General features: G+C 75.1%; 12 protein-coding genes. 8 read left to right on the forward strand and 4 right to left on the reverse strand.

Features of this window, described 5'->3' with window-relative positions; all coding sequences use genetic code 11:
* Positions 1-28: 28 nt before the first annotated feature.
* The 3 genes from ABD160_RS02815 to ABD160_RS02825 are packed head-to-tail and all read right to left on the reverse strand — an operon-like array spanning position 29 to position 3,836.
* Complete coding sequence (locus ABD160_RS02815; RefSeq protein WP_344018016.1) at positions 29-1,840, reverse strand: acyl-CoA dehydrogenase; 1,812 nt, start codon at positions 1,838-1,840, stop codon at positions 29-31.
* A 32-nt stretch (positions 1,841-1,872) separates the two neighbouring features.
* A complete protein-coding gene (locus tag ABD160_RS02820) occupies positions 1,873-2,610 on the reverse strand; it encodes a 3-oxoacyl-ACP reductase family protein (protein ID WP_344018017.1) in 738 nt (245 codons plus the stop codon).
* Entirely contained in the window at positions 2,610-3,836 is a 1,227-nt protein-coding gene (locus ABD160_RS02825) for an acetyl-CoA C-acetyltransferase (RefSeq protein WP_344018018.1), read from the reverse strand. The genes ABD160_RS02820 and ABD160_RS02825 overlap by 1 nt, the downstream gene beginning before the upstream one ends.
* Positions 3,837-3,960: 124 nt before the next feature.
* Between ABD160_RS02825 and ABD160_RS02830 the strand changes: the two genes are divergently transcribed.
* On the forward strand, positions 3,961-4,626 hold the full coding sequence (locus tag ABD160_RS02830) for a TetR/AcrR family transcriptional regulator (RefSeq protein ID WP_344018019.1): 666 nt from the start codon (positions 3,961-3,963) through the stop codon (positions 4,624-4,626).
* A 16-nt stretch (positions 4,627-4,642) separates the two neighbouring features.
* Here the strand turns inward: ABD160_RS02830 and ABD160_RS02835 are convergent, their stop codons facing one another.
* On the reverse strand, positions 4,643-4,936 hold the full coding sequence (locus tag ABD160_RS02835; RefSeq protein WP_344018020.1) for a hypothetical protein: 294 nt from the start codon (positions 4,934-4,936) through the stop codon (positions 4,643-4,645).
* A gap of 388 nt (positions 4,937-5,324) precedes the next feature.
* Between ABD160_RS02835 and ABD160_RS02840 the strand changes: the two genes are divergently transcribed.
* The 7 genes from ABD160_RS02840 to ABD160_RS02870 all read left to right on the forward strand — a co-directional run bounded on the left by ABD160_RS02840 (position 5,325) and on the right by ABD160_RS02870 (position 12,748).
* The gene (locus tag ABD160_RS02840; RefSeq protein WP_344018021.1) at positions 5,325-6,110 is read left to right on the forward strand and encodes an electron transfer flavoprotein subunit beta/FixA family protein; all 786 of its coding nucleotides are present in this window, start codon (positions 5,325-5,327) and stop codon (positions 6,108-6,110) included.
* A 46-nt stretch (positions 6,111-6,156) separates the two neighbouring features.
* Positions 6,157-7,104 (forward strand): electron transfer flavoprotein subunit alpha/FixB family protein, encoded by a 948-nt coding sequence (locus ABD160_RS02845; protein WP_344018022.1) that lies wholly within the window; start codon positions 6,157-6,159, stop codon positions 7,102-7,104.
* A gap of 209 nt (positions 7,105-7,313) precedes the next feature.
* Positions 7,314-8,087, forward strand: a complete 774-nt coding sequence (locus ABD160_RS02850; RefSeq protein ID WP_344018023.1) for a GNAT family N-acetyltransferase — start codon at positions 7,314-7,316, stop codon at positions 8,085-8,087.
* Between the two features lie 350 nt (positions 8,088-8,437).
* Entirely contained in the window at positions 8,438-9,343 is a 906-nt protein-coding gene (locus ABD160_RS02855; RefSeq protein WP_344018024.1) for a lysophospholipid acyltransferase family protein, read from the forward strand.
* A 40-nt stretch (positions 9,344-9,383) separates the two neighbouring features.
* On the forward strand, positions 9,384-10,571 hold the full coding sequence (locus ABD160_RS02860) for a cysteine desulfurase family protein (RefSeq protein WP_344018025.1): 1,188 nt from the start codon (positions 9,384-9,386) through the stop codon (positions 10,569-10,571).
* Positions 10,572-10,575: 4 nt separating this feature from the next.
* Positions 10,576-11,658 carry a tRNA 2-thiouridine(34) synthase MnmA gene (gene mnmA / locus ABD160_RS02865; protein ID WP_344018026.1) on the forward strand — a complete coding sequence of 361 codons (1,083 nt, stop codon included), beginning with the start codon at positions 10,576-10,578 and terminating at the stop codon, positions 11,656-11,658.
* A 637-nt stretch (positions 11,659-12,295) separates the two neighbouring features.
* Positions 12,296-12,748, forward strand: a complete 453-nt coding sequence (locus ABD160_RS02870) for a nitroreductase/quinone reductase family protein (RefSeq protein ID WP_344018027.1) — start codon at positions 12,296-12,298, stop codon at positions 12,746-12,748.

A 12,748-nucleotide genomic window follows, 5' to 3' on the forward strand; every position in this document is an offset into this window, starting at 1 on the left:
CCATCTCGCAACGCTCGACGGGGGTCGGCTACAGCCAGGACGGGTCGAGATCGGTGGTGGTGCGGTCGACCGCGGCGAGCAGGTCGAACTGCGGCCCGGTGCGGGGCAGCTCGTAGCGGAAGAAGTAGCGGGCGGCGGCCCGCTTGCCGTGGCCCAGGTCGTCGGCCCGGTCACCGGCGGCGAGCAGCTGCTCCAGCCAGATCCAGGCCAGGACGACGTGCCCGGTCGCCTCCAGGTGGATCGAGGCGTTCGCCAGCCGGGCGGTGACGTCCGGTTCGGCGTGCAGTGCCCGGGTCACCCCGACCAGCCGGGCCCGGGCGGCGTCGAGGTCCTCGGCGTACTCCTTCGCCTCGGCGCCGCCGGCGCGGGCCCGGGCGACCGTCCCGGCGATCAGCCCGTCCAGCGCGTCCAGCCCGGCGCCGTCGCGGGCGGCGGTGCGCCTGCCGAGCAGGTCGATGCCCTGGATGCCGTGGGTGCCCTCGTGGATCGGGTTGAGCCGGTTGTCCCGGTAGTGCTGCTCGACGTCGTACTCGCGGGTGTAGCCGTAGCCGCCGAGCACCTGGATGGCGAGATCGTTGCCGGCCAGGCACCACTGCGACGGCCAGCTCTTCGCGACCGGGGTGAGGACGTCGAGCAGCAGCCCCGCCCGGTCCCGCCCGGCCGGGTCGGGATCGGTCTCCTGCTCGTCGAGCAGCAGCCCGCAGTAGAGGACCAGCGCGAGCGCGCCCTCGGCGTAGGACTTCTGCGCCAGCAGCATCCGGCGCACGTCGGCGTGCTCGACGATCGGCACCTGCGGCTGGCCCGGGTCCCGGCCGGCGACCGGGCGTCCCTGCGGACGCGTGCGGGCGTAGTCCAGCGACTTGAGGTAGGCGGTGTAGCCGAGCGCCGCGGCGCCCGCGCCGACCCCGATCCGGGCCTCGTTCATCATGTGGAACATGTAGGACAGGCCCCGGTGCGGCTCGCCGACCAGGTAGCCGACGGCGCCGGGTGCCCCGCCGGGGGTGTGGCCGCCCTCGCCGAGGTTCAGCACCGCGTTCGTGGTGCCCCGGTAGCCCATCTTGTGGTTCAGCCCGGCCAGCACGACGTCGTTGCGCTCGCCGGGGGTGCCGTCGTCGCCGACCAGGAACTTGGGCACGACGAACAGCGAGATGCCCTTCACCCCGGCCGGTCCGCCGGGGATCTTCGCCAGCACCAGGTGGACGATGTTCTCGCCCAGCTCGTGGTCCCCGCCGGAGATCCACATCTTGGTGCCGGTGAGCCGGTAGCTGCCGTCGTCCTGCGGCTCGGCCCGGGTGGTGACGTCGGCCAGCGACGACCCGGCCTGGGTCTCGGACAGGCACATGGTGCCGTGGAAGCGGCCCTCGAGCATCGGCCGGACCCAGGTCTCGACCTGCTCCGGCGAGCCGTGCGCGAGCAGCAGGTTCGCGTTCGCCGCGGTGAGGAAGGCGTAGGCCCAGGTGGAGATGTTCGCCGCGGCGAACCAGGCCACGCACGCCGAGCGCACCACGTGCGGCAGCTGCAGCCCGCCGACCCCGGCGTCCGCGGTCGCGGCGAGCAGTCCGGTCCCGGCGAGCGCGTCGAGCGCCGGGCGGACCTCGTCGTGCAGCACCGCCCGGCCGCCGCCCGCCGGATCGAAGCGGGGTTCCTCGGTGTCGTTGCGCTTGTTGTGCGGGGCGAACCGCTCGGCGGCGATCTCGGCGCACACGTCGAGGACGGCGTCGAAGGTCTCCCGGGAGTGCTCGGCGAAGCGTTCCCGGGCGGTGAGCGATCCGGCGCCGAGCCAGTCGTGGAGCAGGAAGTCCAGGTCGGGACGCGAGAGCAGCTGCGATGATCCGGGCACCGGATCTCCTTCGGTTCGGTGGGGCCGCGGGCTCAGATGGACAGTCCGCCGTCGACCGGCAGCACGACGCCGGTGACGTAGGCGGCCTCGTCGGAGGCCAGGAAGGCGACCGCGTCGGCCATCTCGGAGGGCTCGGCGAACCGGCCCATCGGGATCTGCGCGGCCAGCTCGTCCAGCTTGGCCTGCGGGATCGACTCGACCATCCGGGTGCGTGCGTTCGGCGAGATCGCGTTGACGGTGACCCCGAACCGGGCCAGCTCCTTCGCCGCGGTGCGGGTGAAGCCGATGATCCCGGCCTTGGCCATCGCGTAGTTGGACTGGCCGACGTTGCCGTGCAGCCCGGTGTAGGAGGTCACGTTCACCACCCGGCCGGAGCCCTGCGCCCGGAACTGCGGCACCGCGGCCCGGGTGAACCGGAAGGTGCCGCCGGCGTGCACCGCCATCACGGTCTCGTAGTCGTCGTCGGTCAGCTTCCAGAGCACGCCGTCGCGCAGCACCCCGGCGTTGTTGACGAGCACGTCGAGCCGGCCGGTGTCGGTCACCACCCGGTCGACGACGGCGGTCACCGCCGCGGTGTCCGACACGTCCGCCGCGATGCCGGTCGCACCCAGCTCGGCGGCCGTGGCCGCGACCGCGTCGGCGTCGAAGTCGACCAGGAACACGCTCGCCCCGGCGCCGGTGAAGCGCTCGGCGATCGCCCGGCCGACGCCGCGCGCCGCCCCGGTGACGACGACCGAGCGGCCGGTGAAGTCGAAGGTCAGGTTCGCCATCAGGACAGCCTCTCCAGGATGATCGCCATGCCCTGCCCGCCGCCGACGCACATGGTCTCCAGGCCGATGCTCGCGTCCCGGGCGCGCAGGCCGTTCAGCAGGGTGGTGGTGATCCGGGCGCCGGTCATGCCGAACGGGTGGCCGAGGGCGATGGCGCCGCCGTGCACGTTGAGCGTGTCACCGAACGGGTCGATCCCCAGGTGCCGGGCGGACGGGACGACCTGCGCGGCGAACGCCTCGTTGATCTCGACGAGATCGACGTCGTCGATCGTCATGCCGGCCCTGGCGAGTGCCTGCCGGGACGCCTCGACCGGGCCCAGCCCCATGATCTCCGGGGAGAGCCCGGAGACACCGGTGGCGACGACCCGGGCCAGCGGGGTGATGCCGAGGTCCCGGGCCCGGGTGTCGGACATGACGACGAGTGCGGCGGCGCCGTCGTTGAGCGGGCAGCAGTTGCCTGCGGTGACCCGCCCGTCCGGCCGGAACACCGGCTTCAGCCCGGCCACGGCGTCGTAGGTGACCCCGGCGCGCGGGCCGTCGTCGGTGTCGACGACCGTGCCGTCGTCGAGGGTGACCGGGGTGATCTCGCGGGCGTGGAAGCCGTCGCCGATCGCGGCCTCGGCGAGGTTCTGCGAGCGGACGGCGAACCGGTCCATCTCCTCGCGGGTGACGCCCTCGGCGAGCGCGAGGTTCTCCGCGGTCTGGCCCATCGCGATGTAGACGTCCGGCAGCTCCCCGGCGGCGCGCGGATCGGTCCACCCCGCGGCGCCGGTGGCGGCCACCTCGGCGGTGCGCTGCTCGGCGCCGGCGAACAGCGGGTTGTGCGTGCCGGGCCAGGAGTCGGAGGTGCCGCGGTCGTAGCGGGAGACGGTCTCCACCCCGGCCGAGACGAACACGTCGCCCTCGCCGGCCCGGATGGCGTGCATCGCCATCCGGGTGCTCTGCACCGACGACGCGCAGTACCGGGTCACCGTCGTGCCGGGGACGGTGTCCAGGCCGAGCAGCACGGGCACGATCCGCCCCATGTTGTCGCCCTGCTCGCCGCCGGGGAGCCCGCAGCCGAGGATCACGTCGTCGATCTCGGCAAGATCGAGCTGGGGGACCCGGTCCAGTGCGGCCCGCACCATGCGGGCGGCCAGGTCGTCCGGCCGGACGCCGGCGAGCGAGCCCTTGCGGGCCCGCCCGATCGGCGAACGGGTGGCGGCGACGATCACGGCGTCGGGCATCGGCGCTCCTTCGCGAGTAACTAATTGCTTAGTAAGTACCAGTGCGGGGAGCGCCGGGGCAAGTGGGGATGATGGGGTGTGCAGGGCGTCACCGGGACGCGGTGCGCAGGACGGGGACGTGCGGATGACCGAGGTGGACGGGCCGGTGACCGGGGACGCCGGGCGGGCGGCCGCGGCCGGCGCCGTGCTGCTCGCCGGTGACGATCTCTGGTCCGATCTGCCGCCGACCGCCCGGGCGATCGTCGTCGCCGCGATCGACTCGTTCGCCGACCGCGGCTTCCACGCCACCACGCTGCGGCACATCGCCGCCGGCTCCGGGCTGAGCACCGCGGCGCTCTACGTGCACTTCCGGTCCAAGGACGACGTGCTGTTCGAGGTCAGCAGGCGCGGCCACGCGCGGGCGCTCGGGCTGGTGCGGGCCGCGGCCGCCGGTGAACCCGCCGGGCACGCCTTCCGGACGCTGGTCTACGCCTTCAGCCGCTGGCACGCCGAGCAGCGCACCGTTGCCCGGGTCGTGCAGTACGAGTTCGCCGCGCTCGGCCCGGAGCACCGCGAGCAGGTGACGGTGCTGCGCCGGGCCACCGAGCGGATCGTCCGGGAGGTCGTCGCCGAGGTGTTCGGCGGGGTGGACCCGGAGCGGCCGGACGTGCGGGGCGTCGCGACCGCGGTGCTCTCGCTGGGGGTCGACGTGGCCCGCTGGTTCACCCCGTCCGGCCCCTACACCCCGGACGGGATCGGCCGGCTCTACTGCGAGCTCGCCGAGCGGATGCTGGTGCCCGCCCGGGTCTGACCGCGGCGCGGGCCGGTCAGGCGGCCGGCTCGCCCGCGACGGCGACCACCCCGCCGACGTCCTGCCGCAGCCAGGCGAGCAGCGTCGCGTCCTCCAGGGTCAGCGGGACCTCCGGCCCGCCCCACCCCAACCGGGTGGTCGGCCGGTAGGCTAGCGCGTCCTCCAGCATCGCGGCGAGGCCCTCCGTGGCCCGCACGGTCATCCCGCCGTGCTGCACGACCCGGCTGCCCGGGACGTCCTCGTCGGCGTGCGCCCCGGTACTGAGGACGTAGCCGGTCCCCAACCGGTCGTCGAACCCGGTCACCTGCACGACGGCTCCTTCCTGCCGGTGTCCGAGGTGCCGACGGTAGCGAAACCCGTCCCTCCTCCAGGCGATGCACGGTGTGACGTCGCGCGTGCCGGGCGTGACGTGACGCGCGCGTGAGTACGGTCACCGCTCGCGGGCGTTTGCCACATGGCTACTCGTTGGTAACAATGAACGTCACAGTGGCACGGCGTGCCACTACGGCACGACGCTGGCAGAGTCACCGGGTACACGACGGGCGCGACGCCGCGGCCCACCTCCGCTCGGCAGAGCGCGCGGCACAGCACCGTCACGGTGACGCGAGACGGGACGGGACCGGACCACCGGTGCCGGACCGCGAATCAGGACGACGCGGTGTGCGCAGGCCGCCGCGGCAGGAGGTCGAAGAGGTCCTATGAAGATCGTGACCCTGGTGAAGCAGGTGGCCGACACCTACTCGGAGCGGAAGCTGTCCGACTCCGACCACACCCTGGACCGGGCGGGGACCGAGGCGGTCATCGACGAGATCAACGAGCGCGCGGTCGAGCAGGCGCTGCAGGTGAAGGAGGCCAACGAGGGCTCCGAGGTCGTCGTGGTGACGATCGGCCCGGACAGCGCCACCGACGCGATCCGCAAGGCGCTGTCGATGGGCGCGGACTCCGCGGTGCACCTGTCCGACGAGGCCATCCACGGCTCGTGCGCGGTGCAGACGGCGAAGGCGCTGACCAAGCTGATCGGCACCGTCGAGGGCTGGGACCTGGTGATCGCCGGCAACTCGGCGTCGGACGGCCAGATCGCGGCGGTGCCGGCGATGATCGCCGACCTGCTCGGGGTGCCCGCGCTGACCTGGGCCAACGAGATCTCGGTCGAGGGCACGACGGTGACCGCCAAGCGGGAGACCGACGACGGCGTCACCCGGCTGACCGCCGAGCTGCCCGCCGTCGTGTCGGTGGGGGAGAAGTCGGGTGAGCCGCGCTACCCCTCGTTCAAGGGGATCATGGCGGCGAAGAAGAAGCCGGTGACGTCGCTGGACCTGGCCGGTGCCGGGATCGACCCGTCCGAGGTGGGGCTGGCGAACGCGCTCACCACGGTCACGTCGTCCGCGCCGAAGCCGCCCAAGCAGGCGGGCGAGAAGGTGACCGACGAGGGCGACGGCGGCGCGAAGATCGCCGAGTACCTGGTCGGCCAGAAGCTGATCTGACCCGTCGGCGTAGTCGAAACCCCTTCTTCCTAGGAGACCGGAAACCATGGCTGAGGTACTGGTTCTCGTCGACCACGTCGACGGAGACGTCAAGAAGACCACCTACGAGCTGCTGACCGCCGCCCGCGCGCTGGGCGAGCCGTCCGCCGTCGTGGTGGGTGCCGCCGGGGTGGCGGACAAGCTGGCCGACGGGCTGGCGCAGAACGGCGCGGAGAAGATCTACGTCGCCGAGACCGACTCGACCGACTTCCTGGCCCCCGAGGTGGGGGTGCTGGAGGCGCTGGTCGGGTCCGCCTCGCCGGCCGCGGTGCTGATCTCGGCGTCGGCGAACGGCAAGGAGATCGCCGGGCGGCTCGCCGTCCGCACGAACTCCGGCCTGCTCGGCGACGTGGTCGGCGTCACCGCCGACGGCGTGGCGCACTCGGTGTTCGGCGGTGCCTACACCGCCGAGGCGAAGGCGAACACCGAGCACCCGGTGATCACCGTGCGCCCGGGCGCGATCGACATCGAGGCGAGCGCCGGTGCCGGTGCGCGGGAGACCGTCGAGGTCCCGGCGGCCGCAGGCCGGCAGGCCACGGTGACCGCCCGCGAGCCGATCGAGGGCGGATCGCGCCCGGAGCTGACCGAGGCGACCGTGATCGTCTCCGGTGGCCGCGGCGTCGGCTCGGCCGAGGACTTCACCGTCGTGGAGGGCCTGGCCGACTCGCTCGGCGCGGCCGTCGGCGCCTCGCGCGCCGCGGTCGACTCGGGCTACTACCCGCCGCAGTTCCAGGTCGGGCAGACCGGCAAGTCGGTGTCGCCGCAGCTCTACATCGCACTCGGCATCTCCGGGGCGATCCAGCACCGGGCCGGCATGCAGACGTCGAAGACGATCGTCGCGGTGAACAAGGACGAGGAGGCGCCGATCTTCGAGGTCGCCGACTTCGGCATCGTCGGTGACCTGTTCAAGGTCGCGCCGCAGCTGCAGGAGGAGATCACCAAGCGCAAGAGCTGACGCTCCGGCGTCCGCACCGGCGACGCCCGGCCACCGCCCCGCGCGGTGACCGGGCGTCGTCGCGTGCGGGGCCCGTTCACCTGTTGCCAACCGGGGCCTGCCTGCGCCGACACCCGGCCGACATCCCGCCCGGCCCCGTCGGGGGGCGTTCATCCCGGCGCCACCGCCGGACCGTCCGGGCGTCGGCTGCGGCCGGTACCAACACCGGTGTGAACCAGGTGATCGTCTCCACCCCGGAGACCGCCGCCCGGCGGTACTCCCTGCTGCTCACCACCGACGCCGACGACGTCGCCGCCGCGCAGGCACTGCGGTACCGGGTGTTCGCCGGCGAGCTCGGGGCCCGGCTGCACTCCCCGGTGCCCGGCCGCGACGTCGACCGCTTCGATCCCTTCTGCGACCACCTCGTCGTCCGCGAGGACGCCACCGGCGAGATCGTCGGCACCTACCGGATGCTCCCGCCGCGCGGCGCGCACGAGGCCGGCGGGCTCTACGCCGACGGCGAGTTCGACCTGTCCGCGCTCGATCCGCTGCGCGGCTCGCTGGTGGAGACCGGCCGGTCCTGCGTGCACCCCGACCACCGGGCGGGCGCCGTCGTCGGGCTGGTGTGGGCCGGGCTGGCCCGCTACATGCTGCTCACCGGGCACCGCTGGCTGATCGGCTGCGCCAGCGTCGGGCTCGACGACGGCGGCAGCCGTGCGGCCGGCGTCTGGGAGACCGTCCGCGAGCGGCACCTCGCCCCGGCCGGGTACCGGACCGTCCCGCACCGGCCGTGGGACCCGGCCACCGCGCCGCGGCACCGCACGACGACGATGCCGCCGCTGCTGCGCGGCTACCTGCGGCTGGGCACCTGGGTGTGCGGGCCGCCCGCGCACGATCCGGATTTCGGCGTCGCCGACTTCCCGGTGCTGCTCGGGATGGACCTGATGGACCCGCGCTACCGCCGGTTCTTCCTGGGTGACGCGCCCGCGGGGCCCCGGGGATGACGCTCGCGGCCGATCCGGCCGGCGGGACCGCGCCGCCCGCCGGGCCGCGACCTGCCCCGGGGGCGGACCCTGCACTGCCCACCGGGCCTGCCCCTGCACTGCCCACCGGGCCCGCCCTTGCTCTGCTTACCGGGCCTGCCCTTGCTCTGCTTACCGACCCGCGCCCGGCCGCCCTGCCCGCCCGATCCGCCCCGCCGGCGCGATCCGCCCCGCCGGCCCCGCCGGCCCCGCCGGCCCCGCCCGCCCTGCTCGCGCGATCCGCCCCGTCCGCCCTGCCCGCCCTGCCCGCGCGATCCGCCCCGTCCGCCCTATCCGCACCGCCCGCCCTGCCCGCCCCGCCCGGTGCCGGTGTGCCGCCGCACGCCGGGGCCGGGCACAGGCACGGGCACCCGACCCATCCCACCGTGCCGCCGGCCGCGCAGCGGCCGGGCGGCCCCTGGGCCGCCTGGTCGCCGTGCACCGCCGACCAGTGCCTGCCCGCCCCGGCGACGACCGGCCGGTGGCGGCTGGTCCGCCGGGCCGCGGTGCTGCTCGCGGTGCTCGGCCTCGCCCTGCTCACCGTGCCGCCGGCCGCCGCGGCGGGCCCCCGGGCACTCGGCCCGGTGCTGCGTGCCCTGCACCGCGCGGTGCTCCGCGGGGCAGGGGTGCGGCTCGTCGTCCGGGGCGGTCCGCTCGCCCCGCCGGACGGCCGCGGCGCGCTGGTCGTCGCCGACCACACGTCCTGGATCGACATCCCGGCGCTCGGCGCGCTCGGCCCGGTGACGATGCTCGCCAAGCGGGAGGTCCGGGACTGGCCGCTGATCGGGACGCTCGGCGCCGTGGTCGGCACGGTCTTCGTGCACCGCGAGGGCCTGTCCCGGCTGCCCGCGACCGTCGCGACGGTCACCGGCGCGCTGCGCTCCGGTGCGCTGGTCGGCGTGTTCCCGGAGGCGACGACCTGGTGCGGAGCGGTGGGCGGGGACTACCGGCGGGCCCCGTTCCAGGCCGCGATCGACGCTGCGGTGCCGGTCCGGCCGGTCACCATCGCGCTCACCACACCGGACGGACGCCCGACCACCGCGGCCGCGTTCGTCGGTGGACAGTCCCTGGGGGACACGCTCGGGCGGGTTCTGCGGCTGCCCGGGCTGGTCTGCGAGGTGCGGGTGGGCGAGCTCGTCGAACCCGGGACCGACGACCGCCGCGGGCTGGCCCGGCGGGCCCGCGACCACGTCCGCCGCCCGGTGCCTGCGCCGGGGGTGCGCGCCGGACGCGGGTGAGGCGCCCGGTCCGCGCGCGCGGGGATTATCCTGGGTGCCGATGACGTACCTGGACCACGCGGCGACCACACCGATGCTGCCCGCAGCCGTCGCCGCCATGAGCGACGCGCTGGGCCGCACCGGCAACGCGTCGTCGCTGCACTCGTCGGGCCGCCGGGCCCGGCGCGAGGTCGAGGAGGGGCGGGAGCGGATCGCCGATGCGGTCGGCGCCCGGCCGTCCGAGGTCGTGTTCTGCGCCGGTGGGACCGAGAGCGACAACCTGGCCGTCAAGGGCCTGTTCTGGGCCCGCCGCACGGCCGACCCGCGCCGCACCCGGGTGCTGGTGTCCGCGGTCGAGCACCACGCGGTGATCGACGCGGCCGAGTGGCTGGTCGCGCACGAGGGCGCCCGGCTGCGTCTGCTCGAGGTCGACGCCACCGGCCGGGTCCGGCCGGAGACGCTGCGCGCGGCGCTCGCCGAGGACCCGGACGCGAACGCCCTGGTGTCGGTCATGTGGGCGAACAACGAGGTCGGCACGGTCAACCCGGTCAGCGAGCTGGCCGAGATCAGCCACGCGTTCGGCGTCCCGTTCCACACCGACGCCGTGCAGGCCGTCGGGATCCTCGACGTCGACTTCGCGGCGTCGGGCGCCGACGCGCTCACCCTGACCGGGCACAAGCTCGGCGGCCCGTACGGCGCCGGGGTGCTGCTGCTGGGCCGCGACGTCGAGTGCACCCCGCTGCTGCACGGCGGCGGCCAGGAGCGGGACGTGCGTTCCGGCACCCTCGACGTCCCGTCGCTGGCCGGGCTGGCGGCCGCGGTCACCGAGTCGGTCTCCACCGCCCCGTGGCGGCGCGCCGGGATCGCCGCGCTGCGCGACGAGCTGGTCGCCGCGGTGCTGGCCGAGGTCCCGGACGCGGTGCTCAACGGCGCCCCGCTCGGCGCCGACCGGCTGCCCGGCAACGCGCACCTGTCGTTCCCCGGCTGCGAGGGCGACAGCCTGCTGATGCTGCTCGACGCGCACGGCATCGACTGCTCGACCGGCTCCGCGTGCACCGCAGGCGTCGCGCAGCCCAGCCACGTGCTGCTGGCGATGGGCGCCGACGAGTGCACGGCCCGCGGCTCGCTGCGGTTCTCGCTCGGGCACACCAGCACCCGCGCCGACGTGATCGCGCTGGCCGGGGCGATCGGCTCGGTCATCGAGCGCGCCCGCCGCGCCGGGCGCACCCCCGCCACGGTGACGGGCTGATCCGGTGCGCGTCCTTGCCGCGATGAGCGGCGGCGTCGACTCCGCGGTCGCCGCCGCGCGGGCGGTGGCCGCCGGGCACGACGTCGTCGGTGTGCACCTGGCACTGTCCCGGACCCGCGACGCCATCCGCTCCGGATCCCGCGGGTGCTGCTCGAAGGAGGACTCGGCGGACGCCGCCCGCGCCGCCGACGTGCTCGGCATCCCGTACTACGTGTGGGACCTGTCCGAGGAGTTCACCCGGGACGTGGTGGACGACTTCGTCGCCGCCTACGCCGCGGGGGAGACCCCGAACCCCTGCCTGCGCTGCAACGAGAAGATCAAGTTCGCGGCGGTGCTGGACCGGGCGCTCGCGCTCGGGTTCGACGCCGTCTGCACCGGGCACTACGCGCGTCTCGACCCGGCGGTGCCGGAGCTGCGCCGCTCGGCCGATCCCGGCAAGGACCAGTCCTACGTGCTCGCCGTGCTGCGCGCCGGGCAGCTGCGGCACGCCATGTTCCCGGTGGGCGACACCCCGAAGCCGGAGATCCGCGCGGAGGCGCAGCGGCTCGGGCTGCGGGTGGCCGGCAAGCCGGACAGTCACGACATCTGCTTCATCCCGACCGGCGACACCCAGGGCTTCCTGCGCGACCGGCTGGGCAGCCGCCCCGGCACCGTCGTCGACGACGCGTCCGGCGAGGTGCTCGGCACCCACGACGGGGTGCACGGGTTCACCGTCGGGCAGCGCAAGGGCCTCGGCGTCGACCGGCCCGCCGCCGACGGGCGCCCGCGCTACGTGCTCGGGATCGAGCCGGTCGGCGGCACCGTGCGGGTCGGGCCGGACTCCGCGCTCGACGTGCGGTCGATCACCGCACACTCGCCGGTCTGGACGTCCGGGTCCGCCCCGGAGGCGCCGTTCGACTGCGTCGTGCAGGTGCGGGCGCACGGCGGGACGGCCGCCGCGGAGGTCACCCCGTCGGCCGACGGGATCACCGTGGCACTGGCCGAGCCGCTGCGGGGCGTCGCGCCGGGCCAGGCGGTCGCCTTCTACCGGCCCTCGGACGACGGGGACATCGTGCTCGGATCGGCCACCATCGCCGGGACCGGCTGAGCCGGCCACCGCGCGGGATCGCACCCCGCCCCGGGCGCTCGCACCGCCATCCGGCCCGTGCGGCCGCTCTGCCCGTGCGGCCGCTCTGCCCGTGCGGCCGCTCTGCCCGCGCGGCCGCTCTGCCCGCGCGGCCGCTCCGCCCGCGCGGCCGCTCCGCTCCGCCCGGCCGCTGCACGTCGCACCCCGGCGCCGTCGTCGCACCTGTTCCATCAGGTGCGGCGTCGCGCTGGGGGTGCGGCGACCGATCCCCGGGGTGCGGCGTCGCGCTGAGGTGGGGCGATCCACCGCCGGGGCCGTGGCGCCGCACCCGGGGCGGTGACGCGGGGGTGGGGGTGGTCCGCGACTGCGTCCCGGATCTGCTCGCACCCCGGCACTGTCTGCGCACCGGCTGGAGCGGGTGCGACGTCGTGCTGGGGGTGCGGCGACTCGTTCCCGGGGTGCGGTGTCGCGTTGGGGGTGCGGCGCCGCGTGCCCTGCGGGCGACGCCACCGACGCCACCACCACCGAGTCCGTCCACAGGGGACGAGATCCCCACCGGGGTGCGACGCCGCGCTGCGGCCGATCCCCGGGGAAGCACGCGCCCACGAACGAGAGCACTGCTCTTGCGTTTCCCCGCAGAAACGTGAACACTGCTCTCATGACGAATCAGCGCTCTCACTACCAGGCCCCCGGCCGGCTCACCCGCTACCTGATGAACCCCCTGGTCGCCGGTCTGACCCGGCTCGGACTCCCGCTCGCCGGATCGGCGGTGCTCGGCGTCCGGGGCCGCAGCTCCGGTGAGATCCGCACGGTCCCGGTGAACCCGCTGCCCCTCGACGGCCGCCGCTACCTGGTCGCCGCGCGCGGCGAGACGCAGTGGGTCCGCAACCTGCGGGTCGCCGGGCAGGCCGAGCTGACCGTCGGGCGGCGGACCGAGCAGGTCGGCGCCACCGAGCTGACCGAGCCGGTCGACTCGGTGCCGGTGCTGCGGGAGTACCTGCGTCGCTGGGCGTGGGAGGTCGGGGCCTTCTTCGACGGTGTCGACGCCTCGTCGTCCGACGAGGAGCTGGCCGCCGCCACCCGCAGGCACCCGATCTTCGTGCTGTCCTGA

It is taken from the genome of Pseudonocardia kongjuensis, assembly GCF_039526905.1.
Lineage (GTDB): Bacteria > Actinomycetota > Actinomycetes > Mycobacteriales > Pseudonocardiaceae > Pseudonocardia > Pseudonocardia kongjuensis.

What these genes read in the sequence shown, in the direction of transcription:
- ABD160_RS02820 (WP_344018017.1), bottom strand. Translation starts at nt 2,610, where the DNA reads ATGGCGAACCTGACCTTCGACTTCACCGGCCGCTCGGTCGTCGTCACC.
- ABD160_RS02830 (WP_344018019.1), top strand. Translation starts at nt 3,961, where the DNA reads ATGACCGAGGTGGACGGGCCGGTGACCGGGGACGCCGGGCGGGCGGCC.
- ABD160_RS02845 (WP_344018022.1), top strand. Translation starts at nt 6,157, where the DNA reads ATGGCTGAGGTACTGGTTCTCGTCGACCACGTCGACGGAGACGTCAAG.
- ABD160_RS02870 (WP_344018027.1), top strand. Translation starts at nt 12,296, where the DNA reads ATGACGAATCAGCGCTCTCACTACCAGGCCCCCGGCCGGCTCACCCGC.
- ABD160_RS02860 (WP_344018025.1), top strand. Translation starts at nt 9,384, where the DNA reads ATGACGTACCTGGACCACGCGGCGACCACACCGATGCTGCCCGCAGCC.
- ABD160_RS02840 (WP_344018021.1), top strand. Translation starts at nt 5,325, where the DNA reads ATGAAGATCGTGACCCTGGTGAAGCAGGTGGCCGACACCTACTCGGAG.
- ABD160_RS02825 (WP_344018018.1), bottom strand. Translation starts at nt 3,836, where the DNA reads ATGCCCGACGCCGTGATCGTCGCCGCCACCCGTTCGCCGATCGGGCGG.